Source organism: Saliphagus sp. GCM10025317, from assembly GCF_042663665.1.
In the GTDB taxonomy this organism is placed as follows: domain Archaea; phylum Halobacteriota; class Halobacteria; order Halobacteriales; family Natrialbaceae; genus Natronosalvus.
Window position 1 is genome coordinate 125,058 of record NZ_JBHTAQ010000007.1, and the last position, 16,565, is coordinate 141,622.

Below are 16,565 nucleotides of genomic sequence, written 5' to 3' on the forward strand. Positions count from 1 at the left end.
CACGCGCAGACTGACATTACGATCTCGACGCTACCGTCGACGGGCGAGTAACGCACTCGAGATGCCGTTCCGGGAAAAATATTCCATCCAGTGAAACGTTTGGCCGCATCGTTCCCGACGCGTGGGCTGCTCGACGGCAGTCGTTACCGCGACGACGACGGATCGAGAACGCGGTTCGTGAGCGTCCGTCGGGCGAGTGCGCTGGCGACGAAGATCAGCGCGAGCGAGGCGACGATCGGAAGCGGTCGACGCCGGACGCCCGATCCCGTTGCCCAGAGGAGGCCGGGGTAGTGCCGGGCGGAGACGGCAGCCTTTCGCAGGTGCCAGGCCCCCCGGAGCAATCGCCCCTCAGCGAGGTATCGCTTCGCGACGACGAGTTCGTGCCTCGAGCGAATCTCGTAGCCCTCGGCCTCGTAGCGCTCGACCAAACCCTCGTGTTTCGAGAGGTACTGCTGGTTGGCTCGACGGACGATGTCCGCTGGCGGGTGACCCGTCTCCTCGCGGACGACCAACTTTTCGTCCACGTACGCGAGTTTCCCCTGCTCGAGGACGCGGAGACAGAACTCGGGATCCTGGAAGCGATCCAGGTCCTCGTCGAAGCCGCCGATTTCGCGGGCGACGTCGGTTCGGACGAGCAGCGTCGAGCCGGCACCTGGCTGGACACCGTCGGACAGGATCTCGCCGATCAGGTCGTCGTTGCCCTCCATCGTCGGCTGCTCGTCCGTCCGCGAGAGGAGACTCGCGGCGATCCCCCGGAGTCGGCCGCTGGTCCCCTCGAGGTCGAACGCCGTGTCGCAGTAGGCGCCGATCCAATCGTCGCCGCGGTCCTCGATCGCCGCGAGCTGTTTCTCGAGTTTGGTGGGGTCCCACTCGTCGTCAGAGTCGAGGAATGCGACGTACTTACCGCGTGCGTGCTCGATGCCGGTGTTGCGGGCGACGTTCGCTCCCTGGTTCGTCGCGTGGACGACCGGGCGAACCCGCGGGTCGTCGTAGTCGGCGAGGACCAGTCCGGTGTTGTCCGTCGAGCCGTCGTCGACGACGACGACCTCGAGGTCTTGGTCGTCGACCGTCTGCTCGAGCGCGCTGTCGATCGCGCGCACGAGCGACCCGGCCCGATTGTACGTCGGGATGATAACGCTAACGCGTGGCATCTACCCCGGATAGCGACCCCGCGTCCATTATTATCAGGTGAATAAGCGCCGTATACGGCGTATTTCCTTCGCATAAGGTGTTTCGCTCGAGCCACCTATTACCTCTATAAGGAAGGTGCAACGTGTTGACGACTCTGATGATGACGTACCGAAATCGACGATCGTTCATTCGTACTGCTGGGACGGTTGGTGCACTCGGACTGGCGGGTTGTCTCTCGAACGACGGGGGCTCGTCTCCGTCCGACTCGAGTGACAACGAGACGAACTCGTCGGACGGCTCTGACACCGGTAACGGTAACGAGACCCCCCAGGACTCGACCGGCGAACTCGATCACCTTCCGGGCGAGACGCTTGAGGACTTCGAATCCCTCGACAACTGGGCCACGTTGCTCGACGGCGGCTCCATCGAGGCGACGACTGACGACCCCTACGCGGGATCTCAGTCCGCTCGACTGCACGCAGGCGAGAACAACGAGTCCGCCGGTTCCTCGTTCATGCTCCCCGAGAGCATGGACCTGTCCGATGCGGCTTTCTCGATGGCCGTCAAGTACTCGGGCCGAGAACAGCTGATGATCACGCTGGAAGTTCTCGCACCGAACGCACGGAACAAGGTTTCGTTGCGTCGGACGCTCACCGGACCGGTCGACCGCTGGGTCCGCGTCGACTTCGGGACGACGAACGTCGATACCTCGCCCGACCTCACGGACGTCCGCGAATTCAGGGTCATCGCTCACCGACGCGGCTCGAACGAGGGACCGATCGACTTTGCGATCGACGACCTTCGCGTGACCGAGCGCCCGGACCAGGGATCGGTGCTATTCCTCTTCGACGGCACCCTCGAGTCACACCACGCAAACGCGTTCGAGCACATGGAGTCGTTCGGCTTCGCTGGTGTCGAAGCTGTCATCCCCGAAGCAGTCGGCGAGACCGGACGCCTCACCCACGATCAGATGCAGGACCTCGCTGACGCCGGCTGGGACATGGCCGCTCGCCCGCGAACCGGCTCCAGAAACATCAACGAGTTCACGCGCGAGCAACAGGAGGGCGCGATGGAACGGGCGAACAAGTTCCTCGAGCACCGCGGGTTCGAAGACGGAGCCAACTGCTTCGTCACGCCGCGAAACATTATGGGGCCAAACACCTACGATCTGGTCCAGGACCACTACGACGTGGCGTTCCGCTACGGGGGCGGCCCGAACGGACTTCCCCTTACCGACCCGCACAACGTCGGTACGTTCTCGGGGACGGCTGGTTCGGAAGTGACCCGGTACGTCGACTACGCCGACCAGTACGGTCAACTCGTGGTGATCCGCTTCGAGGAGATCGGCGATTCCAACGGGATGTCCGAGGACGCGTTCGTCGACCTGCTCGAGTACGTCGATTCGGCCGACGTCCAGGTCGTGACGGCCTCGGCGCTGGCCGGTGGCGCGTGATTGGACGTATGGATTGCCGTCCGTGATCGGATCGAAGCGTCGCTGTCGACCGTCGACTGAAAGCGCGACCTCGACCCCGGCCTCGGCCCTGGCGTCGACCACGAGCTTCCTGGTGACTGAAATCAACCCGGTGCCCGTGCTTTTCGCGACAGCTTTCAACGTGTTCGCATTCGCGTTTGCACCCACGCTCGTGCTCGTGCTCGTACTCGAGAACGAACACCTCGAACACCGGATCGAGTGACTGCTGAGTTCACCCTCGAGTGTCGGGAAGTCTGGCAGTCGATAGCCAGAACTCTCTGACCGACTCGATGATCTCGAGGAATGCGTCGGGGTCGATCGGCTTCGTGAGAAACGCGTTTGCACACTTGTCGTACGTCCGCAGTACGTCCTCGCGCGCCTGTGAACTGGTGAGCACGACGACCGGAATCCGACGAAGCGTCGGTTCGTTCTTCATCTCTTCGAGGATTTCGTCACCGTTCTTCCGCGGGAGGTTGAGGTCGAGCAAGACGAGGTCCGGAGTGGGACTGTCGGCGTACTCCCCACGTTGAAAGAGAAAGTCGAGCGCCGCGATACCGTCGTGGACGACGGAGAGCGTCACGTCTTCGCTGTGTTCCCCGAAGGCTTCCTCTATCAGGCGGATATCGCCAGGATTATCTTCGATCAGCAGCACGTCGGTGTGTTCGTTCCTAGTAGCGTTCATTGCAGTCTCTTCTCGGTGATACGTCTGCGGGTATCCAGGACTCCCCACCGCCCCAGCCCGCCAGTCGCCGCCCATGTTACATCTCGAACGTCGGTCCCGCCGATCACGGGCACCACAGCCGCTCCGGCCGAAGGTCCATTGTGGAAACTAGGAACGTCCCACTTGTAAACCCTTCCTCCAAAAATTTTCGTGTCTGTTGGCCAGACTACGGTCGTGGCCCCGTGACGTCTACCGGTCAGGGCTGAGTCACTCCAATCCCCGGACCGACCAAGCTGAGAACGAGTCCGGAAACCAGCAGCGATAGTCCGATCGCGACGAGCAGGCTCTGTCCCATCGCGACCGGCGAATCGCCTGCCGTTGACTGGAGACGCCGACAGACCCTGCTCGCGACGGACCCGATCGGATCTGGCGCGATCGCGAGAATTTCGAACGGTTCGGCGGGATCGAGTGCGCCGAGTAAGACCGCAAACCCGAGGAAGATGGCGAGCCCGACCGGCGGAACCACGACGAGCGCGAGCCACGGGTTCTGGATGGCGGTCGCGAGCGCGAAGATTGGCAGCCCTGCGAGTCCGGCGGTCGCCATCGCCTGGCTGAGTCGCGCGTCCGATAGCGGGTTGAATCCAATCGTTCGAGCGCTCACGACGTGGAAGGCGAACATCGAGCCGTATCCGATGCTCGTCGCGACCGCCGCGCCGTGCATGCCGAATCTGGGGATCAACAGGAAGTTGAGGACGACGTTGATCCCGGCGGCGACGCCGGTCGCAGCGACGGGATACCGGAGCTGTCCGTTCCCCTGTGAAATCGCGAGAATCGGGCGTGCGAGTGCGAATCCGAGTGCGCCGGGTAACAGGAGTATGAGCGGTTCGACGGCGGGTTCCGCGTCGGACCCGAAGTAGAGCGGTACGGCGACGTCTGCCAACGCGGCGAGGCCAATGGCCATGACGGCCGTCAGGAGGAACGTGTACCGGGTCGTTCGGGAGGCGAGCGACGATATCTTCCGGTATCGATTTTGCGACCAGAGTTCCGACGTCGAGTGAACGTACACCGTCTGCAAGGCGAGCGGGACGAACCAGAGGAACTCCGCGAGCGTGAGCGCCGCTTTGTAGTTTCCGACCTCCGAACTGACCCTGAATCGCTGTAGCATGATGATGTCGATGTGATACAGCGACATCAGGAGGAAGACGAGGACGATACTCATCGAGTTGAACGTGAGCATCTCGCGTCGGGGAAACCGCGACGACGGTGAGGTGAACACACACGATAGCGACTGTCGTCGATTGACCACGTACAGTCCGGCGAGACCGACCGATAGACTCGCGACCAGGTGGCCGGCGAGCGCCCCCGCCACGCCGAACCCGAGAGCTGCGAGCGGAATCGCGACGAGAACGAACCCGATCGTATCGAAGGTCTTCAACGGTTCGGAGTAGCGCTCGAGGCCGAATCCCATGAGCGTCTTTCGGGCGTAATCGCGAAACTGGGCCGTGATGACGAGGAGGGCGAGCGCGTAAAAGTATGGAACGAACGTCTCGCCAAACGCTGCCGCGACGACCCCGAATCTCGCGGCGACGACCATGAGTGCAGCGCCCACGAGAGCGAACACGACCGCGAGCCGAAAGTAGAAACTGACGACGTTTGCCTCCCAGTGTTCGGCACCTCGATCCTCGGCGAGGAATTTTCGAACGCCGTCGGTAATTCCGGAGCTCACGAAGATCATGTAGATGGCGAACACCGAGAGCAGGAACGAGTACTCGCCGAACTGAGAGACCCCGAGCAGTCGGTACAGAAGCGGGGTCGAAATGGCCGTCACCACGAGAACGACGACTTTGGCGCTGACGACCGAGAGGACACCGCTGGCAATACTCCGGTTCATGGCTGTTTTCGGAACCCGAAACCTGGTTCCACCACCCTACTTCGATCGATATCCGACACGGTCACTGGGTGGACGAACGGCCTGACAGCGTGTTATTATAGGGGGGCTAAGTAGGACCGACCGGCGATTACTGTGCCTTCACCAGGGTACCGTCTGGCGTTCAGGACGACGTGTTTGAGTAGGTGTAGACGTTACTTGCACCGAAGTCGCGGATGCCATTGACGAGACGGTTGTGCTTGAACGAGACACCGTTCACCGAATCGTACAGGCAGGCCGCCTGCTTGCCGCCGGTCGATTCGAGGTCCGAGGATAGCACGAGGTTGTCGTCTCCGAGGTCGACGTAGGGGTACTTGCTCGCGCGAAGGGTGCTCTTCCAGACCGTCAGGTCGTCGGCAGTCGACGTGATCGCGTTTCGGGTGGCACCGCTGCGGGTGGACTGATTGACCTCGATCACGTTGAACCGGCAGTTGTCTCGCTCGACGCGGATGCCGTCGCGGAATCCGGAGGCGTCGCCTGCTTTCCCGGTGATTGTGAGGTATTCGGCGAGCACGCGGTCGGTCGCGCTCGTGTTTCGGATCCACACCGGGTAGCCGCCGGCGGTTTCGTGATTGATCTTCGTATCGACGATTGTGACCTCCCCACAGTTAGGGGAGACGACAATGCCGTGATTGACGTCGTTGCCCTGCATGTCAATGCGGACACCCTCGATTCGAGCGCTGTCACACGTGCTCATCGCCGAGATCGCGTGGCTGGTCGGCATCGGCGAGGTCACTTCGACGGCCGCTCCTTTGATACGCAGATTCTTGCCGTTCTCGATTCGAATCCCGCGCTGAGCTGCGTCTTCCGGACGGGTGTCGTCGATTCTGACCGTCGGCCAGTTGATCTCACTGCCGTTACCGCCGATGCGGAGATTCGCGCCGTTGCTGTTCCGGTAGGTACCGCCGCTGACGATAATCTTCCCGCTTCCGCCGGCCGCGTAGAGACCGTTGTCAGGGAAGGCACCGAGCGTACAGTGTTTGAACTCGAGTGTCCCGGCGTTCTGGTTCGCAATGATGCCGGTCGGACCCCGCCATCGCTCGCCGGCCGTCGGGGTGTTGTCGATCCACTCGCCACCGTGGGGGGCGCGGAAGCGTTCGACGAGGCCGTAGCCGCTCGAACTGGTGACGTTGAACAGACCTGGTCCCCACGTTCCGCTGTCGTGCTGACCCTTGATGTTGACGTCGCGCACCTCGAGATGGTCGGAGACGTGCGCCTCGATGACGCGAATCCCGGTGTCGGGGGCCGTCTGATCGACGTCGAATCCCTCGAAACGGAGACGGCGTCCTGGTCTGTAGCCGACGCCGAGACGGAAGAGCCGGTACTTCGGCCCCTCGAAGTTGTAGTAGTTCGCGGGCACGAGCGTCGCGTTCTCCCCGACCATGCCGAAGTTGTCGAAGCCGGTAAATCGGAGCTGTTCGTCGATGTAGTACCGCCCTTCAGGGAAGACTAGCAGCGTATCGTCCGCGCGCAGTTTCTTGAGAACGGGGGTGATCGATCGCTTCCCGGTGTTATCAGCACCCGCGTCGGTGACGTCGACGACGTTGCTATACTCGTCGTAATAGTGACTGTACGTGCCCGTCGCCGCGCTGGCACTCGCGGTCATTCCAACGAGAGAAACACCGGCAGCGGCGACACCACCCATAAATGCTCGCCGCGATCGGCCGTTGTTGTTCGATGAGTTCTGTTCGTCTCCTACCTGGGATCCGTTTTGGAAATCCGAAGGTTGAGCACCCGAATATTTTGCACCACTTCGTTTCGCCATTGATATTCACTTTGTTTAGAGTAACGTCCCAGGCCAATATCTATGGATTCGGATATCCAGCCTTTAAGACGGGTCGGATTATCAGAGTGATAATCCCGGAAATGCCGTATTATGACTGTTTCATCAAATGAAATATGGTCTGAAACGGTGTTTTTGGACCTTCTATGGCCCATATTCTGTTTCAGGAGCGAAGACTGTCGAATCACTGCCGTCTCCGAGTGGGAACGTCTACCAACCGTGGACCCTCTACTGTCCCATCCAATCCCACCGACTTGCAGCGGGCGGGTGAGCCGCGGTCCTGTGCTCGAAACCCGTGGGACGGTCAGATACGGTCAAACGTGCGCGTCGCTCACGAATGGAGGTGTTCTCAGGTACCGAGAACCGCTAATACTGGAACCGACGGCGAAAATCGCAACACCATATCGCCGGGGCGATCGAGGCGATGAGCGTAGTTAGCGGGCGAGGAAGTCGGTTCGCGACTTAGCGATCGGGCGTTCGATCGTTCTCGAGGGTCGACTCGATGAGCTCGGCGACGGCACGGCGAATCCGCTGAGAGACCGCTGACGTCGAAATTCCGAGCTGGTTCGCCAGATCGTTCTGGGAGGCACGACGTGGGATTTCAAAGTATCCCGAGTAGTACGCTTTCGAGAGAATCTCGTGTTGCTGTTCCGTGAGAAAGTAGGTGTCGTCGTCGTCCTCGGCCGTCGACTGGGACAATCGATTGACCCGGAACGTGATCGACCAGGATCGACAGTACTCGCGAAACGCCGATAATGCCTCCCGGTCTGGAACGTGTATACGGACCGTCCACCCGTTCTCGTTGCTGATCGTCTCGAACACGAAAACGCCCCTGGCGGCACATCGATACGGGACGATTTCGAGGTTCGTATCGATGGCTAGTTGGTAAATCGCTCGTCCTTCGAACGTGGCCACCCGGGTCGGATTCGAAATGGTGTGGTCGTCGGCCATTGTCGCCTCGACCCGCTCGAGGTCGTCGCCAAACACCGAGACGAAGCACCGCTCACCCCCGTCGGTCACGACACCGTACTCGTATCGTATCGTCACATCCGGTTTTGCCCGAATCGTGGGTGTGAGAACGAGATCGGGATGCGACAGTGAAACGTGTGCTACGAAGCCCATGTACCAGTATACGTGTGCTATCGGCGACGGGGACAATACTTATGAGTAAAATAAGATTGAATGACTGTTTCACCGACTGAAACGGTTAGTTCATATACCCAAGATCGGCGAGGCGAGCGGTTACCGTCTCGTCTGCGGCCTCTCGACTCGCTGGCGTCGACTCGCTGGCGGTTGGATACGCTTCGGTTCCCAGGGAGTCGACGATTGGAAGTACCATCCCATCCATCCGGTCGCTCTGGGGCACGCCCAGCGCGGCTAACACGGTCGGTGCCACGTCGTAGATGGTGGGGTGTCCGAGCGCTGCGGTCTCGTCGATCCCTGCTCCGCTCGCGGCGAAGACGCCGTCGAGCTTGTGATTCCACGGTTCCACGGGGCCGAACTGTTTGCCACACAACTCCTCTGAGAGCGCGTGTTCGAAGTCGGCTGGAATCGTCACGATGTCGACGGCGTGTTCTTCGTAGGGGCCGTGGAAGTACTCCTCTCGGGGGGCGACCGTCTCGAAGACTGGCTCTCCGTCGGGCGTCTCGACGGCCCGGAGATCCGCCATCAAGGATTCGCGGAGGGCGTCGTACTCAGACGGCGAGACGATGCCGTTGGGCTCTCGCCCCTCGAGGTTGATCCGAACGCCGAGTTCGGTTCGAGCGCGGACGTACGCCTGCGAGGCGGCGAAGTCGACCTGCCTATTGGCCGTCCGGGCGACGTTCTGCGGGGCGTACTTGATGACGTGATCGGCGAGGCCGACTCGTTCGAGGGCAATTCGAGCCCGTCTGGCGGTAATGCCGAACCTCGCGGCGACGGCGGCCGCTCGCTCGGCCATCGTCGGCTCCCAGCTGTTGCAGTCTTTCCCCTCGCGTAACTGGTGACGCATGGGCTGCCAGGAGGGCATTCCCTTCCCGCTAGTCGTCGCCTCGAGGTATCCTGCCTCCTCGAGGAATTCGTTGATCCGGAACTCGTAGCCCTCGTACGGGCCCATGCCGTGATCGCTCACGACGAAGACGGTGTCTGGGTCACACTCTTCCAGGATCTTCCCGATCTGGTCGTCCGTCGCCTCGTACACCGTCTCGACCTTGTCGGGGTCGCCCGCGAACTCGTGAAAGACGGTGTCGGTCTTCTGGAACTGCACGAACCCGAAGTCCGGTTCGTGCTTGCCAACGAGATACCGGAACGCCTCCCCGCGCATGCGAATGAGGCGCTGGTACTCGGCCATCTTCTCGCGGTCGGAGATCGACTCGTCGCCCCGAGTGTAGCTCGGATAGACGCGGTACTCACCGATGGCCTCTCGAACCTCTTCGAGCGTTCCTTCGGGGTGACACTTCGGATTCTCCGGACCGATGAACCCGGGGATGATCGCGCCGTCGAATTCGTCTGGCGGGTGGGTCACCGGGACGTTCACGACGACGCTCGAGCGACCGTGGTGGTCCAGGAGCGACCAGAGCGAGCGTTCGTGGACGTCGTCGTTGCTGGAGACGTGCCAGTCGTAGCCGTCGTAGCCGACGAAACCGACGACGCCATGTTTGCCGGGATTGACGCCGGTGAAAATCGACGGCCACGCGCTCGGCGTCCACGGCGGAATCTGCGACTCGAGCGGGGCCGAGACGTTCCCGGGCCCGGTACAGAGTCGCTCGAGGTTCGGAATACGCCCTTCCTCGTAGAGTCGTTCGAAGACCGGTAGACAGCCAGCGTCGATACCGATTAGCAGTACGTCGAGGCCGGAGTCGTCGGTCGTTCGGCCAGTCGTCGATGCCCCATTCGTTCGATTGTGCCGTCCTGTCATCCTCTCACCGCCTCCCCATGAGTTGGTGTTTCCGGCCGTCCACATCCACTGAGCCTGGACAGGGGTCGATGCGAAGTTGCTTCATACGGATGCCAATACGCGGGGCGCCCTTCATTATCGAGGCGTTAAACCCTGAAATTCACCTCCAAACCCATCTGGCAGCGAATTCGACTGGATCAACACCCACGCTGTCTGACTATTTCACTCGTTGACGTGTCCCGCACGTCGAATAGCGTTCGATCGCTCACTCGCATCGTTGACCCGGGCCGAGCCCGCCTCACAGCGCCGAGTAACTATGGATTTCTTCGTTTCGAAAATGAAATGTCCGCCCAGCCATCTTTCAGGTGTCGGCTGGTGAGTGAAACTGGTGAACGCCATCGGTTTTCAGTCGTTCAGGCTCAGACCGCCACTAGAATTCCGTCGAGCATCGATCGATGAGACGAACCGGACACGAGACGTCGGTTCGTCTCGGAACGATCGGCTTGCCCAACACTAGAGATACCCGAGGTCGGCGAGCCGATCCTTCGTCGAGTCAGCCATCTCCGGGGCGGCTCCCTCGGCGGGACGTTCGACGGTATCGACGCCCTCGAAGTGTGTCTCGAGTCGCTCGCGAAGCGCCTCGACGCGGTCACGTTTCCGGTCGGACAGGTCGACCGTCTCGGCCGGATCGCTCGAGATGGCGTGCAGGCGTTCGAACCCGTCGTCGCCACAGACGTACTTGTACTGGTCCGTACGGATCGCTCGTAGCCGGCGGTCGTAGGTATAGACTTGCTCCGGGAGCGATCCGAACCGGGCCTCGAGGCGTTCGATCGACGGCTGGGGGGCGACGTACTCGGCGAACACGGCGTCCCTCGTCTCGGTGATCGCGTCGGGATGGAACGACCGCCCCCGACTCTGGGTTTCCATCTCGGGATCCGACACGCCAGTCGCCTCGAGCACCGTCTCGGGCAGGTCGAGCAACTGGACGAAGTCCGTCCGTCGCCCGCCATCGGTAAACGCCCCGCCGTGAACGACCAGTGGGACGTGGATCAGGGTGTCGTAGAGGTTGTACTGGTGCCCGAAGAAGCCGTGGTCGCCGACGTTCTCGCCGTGATCACCGCAGACGACCAGCAGCGTCTCGTCCCAGACACCGGCCGACTGGAGCGCGTTCCGGAGGCGCTCGAGTTGACTGTCGACGTAGGCGAGTTCGGCGCGGTAGAGGCCGTGGAGAGCGGCGAACTCCGACTCGGAGAGGTCGTAGTCCTCGCAGTCGTAGGCCCGGGGGTCCTGGCGGATGTCCGTCGCCGCCTCGTAGTCCCAGCCGTCGGGCAGGAACCGCTCGGCGAACGCTCGGGGCGGATCGTACTCGATGTGGGGTTCGATGTAGTTACAGAAGAGGAAAAACGGCCGATCGTCCTCCCGCGACCGGATCCAGTCGGCGATCCACGTTGTCGACCGGTCGGCACCGTCGTCTCCGCTCGGCTGGAGGACTTCACTGTAGAGGACGTTCGCGGCGTTGATCAGCGGATTCCCCTCGAAGAGGCGGTCGCGCGTCGCCTCGAGTTTCTCGCGGAGGTCCTCGCCGCGTACGACGGTACCCATGTCGACCTCGGACTGGATGTACTGCCAGCCGCGACGGAGGTCGTCGAACCCCCGGTCGAAGCCGAACTCGTCGGTGATCCAGGTGTTGTTCGAGACGCCGACGGTCTCGTAGCCGGCGTCTCGAAAAGCCTCCGGGAGCGTCCGGAGGCTCGAGTCGAGGTAGGTGTGCCCGCCGTGGGCGCCGTGTTCGCTGGTGTAGGTACCGGTAAACAGGGACGCGTGCGATGGAAGCGTCCAGGGGGCCGTCGCGAACGCGCGTTCGAACGTCGTTCCCTGCTCCGCCAGGTGGGTGAGCGTCGGCATCGTCTCCCGCGAGACGCTCGTCTTTCGCGCCGTGTCGAGAACGACGAGAACGACGTTCCGCGGGTTTCGATGGGTCTGTACATCACGCTCGTTAGCGTCGCCCGTTACCATACGATTCATGCACCGTAGATGGAGAAGGCCATCGGGCCGGCGTATGCAGGTTCTCAGCGTCCGAATCGAGTTACTCGGGGCGTCCCTCGAGCACGCTCGCGCCCGGCGCGTTCCGTACGACGCTTCGAATGCCGTTGCGGGCGCTCTGCTTCGACGTGTATCCCTCGCCGCTATCTGCGATGATGTTTCCGTTCTGGTGGCGGAGGTGCCAGCGCCATTCGCCGGCCCGATCCTCGAACAACCGAAACTCGGCGAGCGACTCGGGTGGTGAAGCGATGGCGACCACTTCGTGGGGACGCTCGGCGTCGACCCGATTCGTCTCGCCCGCCGGTTCCACCTCCTCGCTCGACTCGGCCGTCGATACTACTTCGACGGCGTCCGCACCGGCCACCGGCCACTCGAGTTCAATCTCGAGTTCGAAGTGCGTCTCCTCGTCCCCGGCTTCACCGCCGTCCTCGCTTTTGCTCCCACGGTCGGGTTCGTCTCCGTCCTCCCCCTCGCTCTCGTCCACCCCCTCGAGTTCCAGTCCCACTTCGAACGCGACCGAGTCAGGAAGCGGAACGGCTACCCGCCGATCGGTTCCCTCGAGTCGCAGTCGGTCACCGTGCTCGAGCTGGTCGGCAATCGCTCGCAACGTTCCCGCGGCAGCGGTCAGCGATCTCTCGTCGGCCATCGTCAGGAGGTCCTCGTCCATACGCATCGTCCACCAACCCTGCGTAAATAGGTGCCACCGGGTGAGCGTTCGTCGAACGTGATAGTCGGATCGACGGCCAATAGCCCGTTACCCGTCTGGGGATCGAACGACATCTATGAGAGGCAGTGATCGCGCTGATCGCGCGAACTCCCCGCTCGACCGCGAGGATCAGGAGATCGCCGCCGAAATCGCCGATGAGGCCGACTCCCTCCTCGCGATCTTACCACACTACTACCGGGGCGAGGTCAGCCAGGCCAACAACGCACAGGACCGAATCGATCAGACGACCAATTGGGCGATCACGGTCATCGCGGCGCTGCTGTCGCTGGTATTCTCGAGCCGCGAGATGCCGGCCTACCTGCTGTTGATCGGCCTCGTCGTCCTCTGCGTCTTCCTCTCCTACGAGGTTCGACGATACCGCTTCTACGACATGTACCGGGCTCGAGTCCGGTTCGTCCAGGAGAACGTCTTCGCGAACGCCTTACAGCCGGTCGGCGTCGAGCATCCGCGGTGGCGCGAGGAACTGGGCACTGACCTGCGCGAGCCGACGTTCAAAGTCTCGCTCCTCGAGGCGCTTTCCCGCCGCATACGACGCATCTACGGGTTGTTGTTCGTCATCGTCGGTATCGCGTGGGTCGCGAAGGTGACGCTCTTCACACCGGAGGCGCAGTGGACCGAAGCGGCCGAATTACCTGGCATTCACGGCTTCGTCGTCGCCGGGATCCTCGGCGTGTTTTACCTCGTGGTCGCGGTACTCGCGGTGTGGCCGGGCAGGCGGAAGGCGAAGGGCGAAATTCACGGCGAGAATACGGGCGACTGGAAGTAGCTGCTGAAATCCGGCGATCGGTCGTCCGATTCGGCGCTGGGCGCTGGAAGTGGAACCGTAACCGGAATCAAAACTGGAACCGGAACCGACGGGCCTAACCCCCACAGGACCGTCTCGACGCTCGAGAATCGATGCGCGCCTACCGGATCGCCTACGACGGGACCGGCTACTACGGCTTCCAGCGCCAGACCGACGTCCCGACCGTCGAGGATGCCATCTTCGACGCGCTCCGGAACCTCGACGTGCTCGGCGACGACCCCAAACCCGCGGGGTACGCGGCGGCCGGGCGGACGGACGCTGGCGTCTCGGCGCTCGCCCAGACGATCGCGTTCGAGGCACCCGACTGGCTCACGCCGCGGGCGCTAAACTCGGCGTTGCCGGCCGACGTGCGGGCCTGGGCCAGCGCGAACGCGCCGGCGGACTTCCACGCGACCCACCACGCCACGCGCCGGGTGTACACCTATCACCTGTACGCGCCTCGAGCGGACTCGAACGTGGCAGCCGAAGAGGCCGTCGACGACGAGCGCTTCCGAGCCGCTCTCGAGGCCCTCTCTGGAACCCACGACTTCCACAACCTCACGCCCGACGAAGAGGGGACCCGCCGGTCGCCGACGCTCGAGGCCCGGCGAGACGGGCCGTTCCTCGAGGTCACCGTCAGCGCGTCCGGGTTCGCGCGCGAACTCGTCCGCAGACTCGTCTCCCTCGCTCACGGAGTCGGAACCGGCGAGGACCCTCTCGAGAAAATCGACCGCACGCTCGAGCCCGAACCGCTTCCCGGTCACGAGGGCATCGCCCCCGCGGCGCCGGAGCCGCTGGTCCTTTCGCGCGTCGACTACTCGAACTCGAATCCGACCCTCGAGTTCGCCGTCGACGCGGAGGCCGCTCGACGGAGCCGCGAGATCCTCGAGACCCGACGGATCGACCGGCTGGTGGGGGCTCGCGTGGCGAGACAGATGCGGGACGGGCTCGAGTCGGGTGCGTCAGGTGCGTCGGGTGAGTCGAGTGCATCGGGAGAGTCGGGTGCATCGGGTATGTCGGAAGAGTCGAGTTCGCTGGGCGACTCGAGCGAACCCGGACCCCCGACTCACTGATGAGTGACGAGTGACGAGCGTCGACGACCACCGGAAGCTATCACCCGCGAGCGCCACCTCGAGCCAGAGGAACAGACACGAACATGGAGGTCTCACCCGAAGAGTACGGCGCGTACTGGCAAGCCGCCATCCGAATCGCCATCGGCGTGATCGTCCTCGTCTTCGGCTACCGCTTCACCGCACCCTTCCTCGAGTACACGGCGCTCGGGGCTCGAGCGCTCGGCTTCGTCCTCTTTTCGGGACTCGTGCTCGTCGGCTCGGTCGCGATCACGATGGGGCTGGCTCGAGTCGTCAGAACCGCGGTAGGGGCCGAGCGGCGGTGAGAAACGATAAAACCTTAACCGTACCGGGATCAAACGCCGGCATATGAGCGACGACGAGGGTGGGCGCAAGAACCTCCGAATGCCCGACAACGACGAGGTCTTTGCGACCGTCACGAACATGCTCGGGGCGAACCGCGTGAAAGTGCGGTGTGCCGACGGCGAGGAGCGCACGGCCCGCATTCCGGGGAAGATGCAAAAGCGCATCTGGATCCGCGAGGACGACGTCGTCCTCGTTTCCCCCTGGGACTGGCAGGACGAGAAGGCGGACATCACCTGGCGCTACGAGAAGGCCGACGCCGACCAGCTCAGGCGGGAAGGCCACATCCAGTAAAACGACCTTTTACGCTGCGTTCTAGCTCACGGACGGCAGCATTGCTGCCGTCCGGTTTGCTGTCACTCGGTAAAAGCTCGGCCAAAAACACTCCTCCTTCCCCTCTCCTCACTCCGTTCGTTCCGGGTCAGTCGTCGGCCCGCTCGGTCGGCCGTTGGCCTCCCTCGCGGTGAGCGTCAGTGGAACGCCTGCCTTTCCCCGGGAAACACGACTCGAGCAACGCGAGAGGCGTGTCCCCGGCCACCGCACGTGGTGGTACTGAGGCGGATTTTCGTTTCGAGCCCACTCGCTACAACCCGGCGACGTCCTCGATCGCGTCGGTCAACGCTTCGATCGACTCGAGGTCGTGTTCGCCCATGTGGCCGATGCGGAACGTCTTCTCGCCCAGTGCCGAGCCGTAGCCGTTCGAGAAGACCATGTCGTACTCCTCGCTTACGGCCTCGATGGTACCGGCGACGTCGATGTCCCGAGTGTTCTCGATGCAGCTCACCGTCTGGGACTCGTAGCCCTCTTCGGGAAACATGTCGAAGTGCTCGCGGGCCCACTCCTGGGTGTACTCGGCCATCTCCCGGTGGCGCTCGTCGCGAGCGTCGTGGCCCTCCTCGAGCATGTACTTCATCTGTTTCCGGTACGCGAGCATGATCGGAATGGCCGGCGTCGAGTGGGTCTGCCCCTTCCGATCGTAGTAGTCGATGGTGCGCTGGAAACCGCCGTACCACGACGCGGAATCGCTCTCGAGTTCGCGCTCGTAGGCGTCCTCGCTGACGACGCAGACGGCGAGTCCGGGCGGCATGGCGAACGCCTTCTGGACCGAGGTGAAGATGACGTCGATGCCGTGGGCGTCGATGTCGACGTAATCGCCCCCCAGCGCGGAGACGGCGTCGACGACGAAGGAGGTGTCCGGGTACTCGGCGACGACGTCGCCGATCTCCTCGACGGGATTGCGGACGCCGGTCGAACTCTCGTTCATCACGCAGGTGACGACGTCGTAGTCCGTGTCGCTCTCCTCGAGGCGCTCGCGCACGTCCTCTGGTTTCACCGCCTGGCCCCACTCGTACTCGAGGGTGTCGACGGTCTTGCCGAGGCGTTCCGCGACGTTGGCCTGGCGCTCGCTGAAACTGCCGCAGGTCGTGACGAGGACGTGCTCGTCGACGAGGTTCAGAATCGAACTCTCCATGAACTCGGTACCCGACCCCGTGAGGCCGATCACGTCGTTGTCGGTACCGAGGAACGTCTTCGTGTCCTCGACGATGGTCGTGTAGAGGTCAGTCATGCGGTCCATCCGGTGGCCGAACATCGGCTCGCACATCGCCTCGATGACGTCCTCGCGCACCTCGGTCGGACCCGGAATGTACAGCGTCTTGTCGGGGTAGTCGTCTCTGTATTCGCGTTTCTCGGTCACGGGGCTCACCTGGTAGGCGGTACTGGGTCACGTG

General features: G+C 62.8%; 15 protein-coding genes. 6 read left to right on the forward strand and 9 right to left on the reverse strand.

What is annotated here, in order from left to right:
• Nucleotides 1-143 precede the first annotated feature (143 nt).
• The gene (locus ACFQS4_RS15170) at nt 144-1,151 is read right to left on the reverse strand and encodes a glycosyltransferase family 2 protein (protein ID WP_500194000.1); all 1,008 of its coding nucleotides are present in this window, start codon (nt 1,149-1,151) and stop codon (nt 144-146) included.
• Nucleotides 1,152-1,291: 140 nt separating this feature from the next.
• Here ACFQS4_RS15170 and ACFQS4_RS15175 point away from each other — a divergent pair, with 140 nt between their 5' ends.
• Together ACFQS4_RS15175 and ACFQS4_RS15180 are read left to right on the forward strand one after the other, a co-directional pair.
• Nucleotides 1,292-2,584 carry a polysaccharide deacetylase family protein gene (locus tag ACFQS4_RS15175; protein WP_500196616.1) on the forward strand — a complete coding sequence of 431 codons (1,293 nt, stop codon included), beginning with the start codon at nt 1,292-1,294 and terminating at the stop codon, nt 2,582-2,584.
• A gap of 112 nt (nt 2,585-2,696) precedes the next feature.
• Nucleotides 2,697-2,825, forward strand: a complete 129-nt coding sequence (locus ACFQS4_RS15180; protein WP_500194002.1) for a hypothetical protein — start codon at nt 2,697-2,699, stop codon at nt 2,823-2,825.
• A 9-nt stretch (nt 2,826-2,834) separates the two neighbouring features.
• Here the strand turns inward: ACFQS4_RS15180 and ACFQS4_RS15185 are convergent, their stop codons facing one another.
• From ACFQS4_RS15185 to ACFQS4_RS15215, 7 genes are all read right to left on the reverse strand, one after another.
• On the reverse strand, nt 2,835-3,284 hold the full coding sequence (locus tag ACFQS4_RS15185) for a response regulator (protein WP_500194005.1): 450 nt from the start codon (nt 3,282-3,284) through the stop codon (nt 2,835-2,837).
• A 235-nt stretch (nt 3,285-3,519) separates the two neighbouring features.
• The gene (locus tag ACFQS4_RS15190) at nt 3,520-5,154 is read right to left on the reverse strand and encodes a flippase (protein ID WP_500194008.1); all 1,635 of its coding nucleotides are present in this window, start codon (nt 5,152-5,154) and stop codon (nt 3,520-3,522) included.
• A gap of 160 nt (nt 5,155-5,314) precedes the next feature.
• Nucleotides 5,315-6,796 (reverse strand): right-handed parallel beta-helix repeat-containing protein, encoded by a 1,482-nt coding sequence (locus tag ACFQS4_RS15195; RefSeq protein ID WP_500194011.1) that lies wholly within the window; start codon nt 6,794-6,796, stop codon nt 5,315-5,317.
• Nucleotides 6,797-7,435: 639 nt separating this feature from the next.
• Nucleotides 7,436-8,095: a helix-turn-helix domain-containing protein gene (locus ACFQS4_RS15200; RefSeq protein WP_500194013.1), complete on the reverse strand. Its 660-nt coding sequence runs from the start codon at nt 8,093-8,095 to the stop codon at nt 7,436-7,438.
• Between the two features lie 85 nt (nt 8,096-8,180).
• The gene (locus tag ACFQS4_RS15205) at nt 8,181-9,869 is read right to left on the reverse strand and encodes an alkaline phosphatase family protein (RefSeq protein WP_500194015.1); all 1,689 of its coding nucleotides are present in this window, start codon (nt 9,867-9,869) and stop codon (nt 8,181-8,183) included.
• A gap of 492 nt (nt 9,870-10,361) precedes the next feature.
• Nucleotides 10,362-11,864: a sulfatase gene (locus ACFQS4_RS15210; protein ID WP_500194018.1), complete on the reverse strand. Its 1,503-nt coding sequence runs from the start codon at nt 11,862-11,864 to the stop codon at nt 10,362-10,364.
• A gap of 70 nt (nt 11,865-11,934) precedes the next feature.
• On the reverse strand, nt 11,935-12,558 hold the full coding sequence (locus tag ACFQS4_RS15215; protein ID WP_500194020.1) for an HVO_2922 family protein: 624 nt from the start codon (nt 12,556-12,558) through the stop codon (nt 11,935-11,937).
• Between the two features lie 115 nt (nt 12,559-12,673).
• Between ACFQS4_RS15215 and ACFQS4_RS15220 the strand changes: the two genes are divergently transcribed.
• The 4 genes from ACFQS4_RS15220 to eif1A all read left to right on the forward strand — a co-directional run bounded on the left by ACFQS4_RS15220 (nt 12,674) and on the right by eif1A (nt 15,129).
• Nucleotides 12,674-13,384, forward strand: coding sequence for a DUF2270 domain-containing protein (locus ACFQS4_RS15220; RefSeq protein ID WP_500194022.1), 711 nt, complete (start codon nt 12,674-12,676; stop codon nt 13,382-13,384).
• A gap of 131 nt (nt 13,385-13,515) precedes the next feature.
• On the forward strand, nt 13,516-14,475 hold the full coding sequence (truA, locus tag ACFQS4_RS15225) for a tRNA pseudouridine(38-40) synthase TruA (protein WP_500194023.1): 960 nt from the start codon (nt 13,516-13,518) through the stop codon (nt 14,473-14,475).
• An 83-nt stretch (nt 14,476-14,558) separates the two neighbouring features.
• On the forward strand, nt 14,559-14,798 hold the full coding sequence (locus tag ACFQS4_RS15230; protein WP_500194026.1) for a hypothetical protein: 240 nt from the start codon (nt 14,559-14,561) through the stop codon (nt 14,796-14,798).
• 43 nt (nt 14,799-14,841) lie between these two features.
• Nucleotides 14,842-15,129: a translation initiation factor eIF-1A gene (eif1A, locus tag ACFQS4_RS15235; RefSeq protein ID WP_500194028.1), complete on the forward strand. Its 288-nt coding sequence runs from the start codon at nt 14,842-14,844 to the stop codon at nt 15,127-15,129.
• Between the two features lie 289 nt (nt 15,130-15,418).
• On the opposite strand, the gene ACFQS4_RS15240 is transcribed toward eif1A, so the two are convergent.
• Entirely contained in the window at nt 15,419-16,531 is a 1,113-nt protein-coding gene (locus ACFQS4_RS15240) for a pyridoxal-phosphate-dependent aminotransferase family protein (protein WP_500194031.1), read from the reverse strand.
• Between the last annotated feature and the right edge of the window lie 34 nt (nt 16,532-16,565).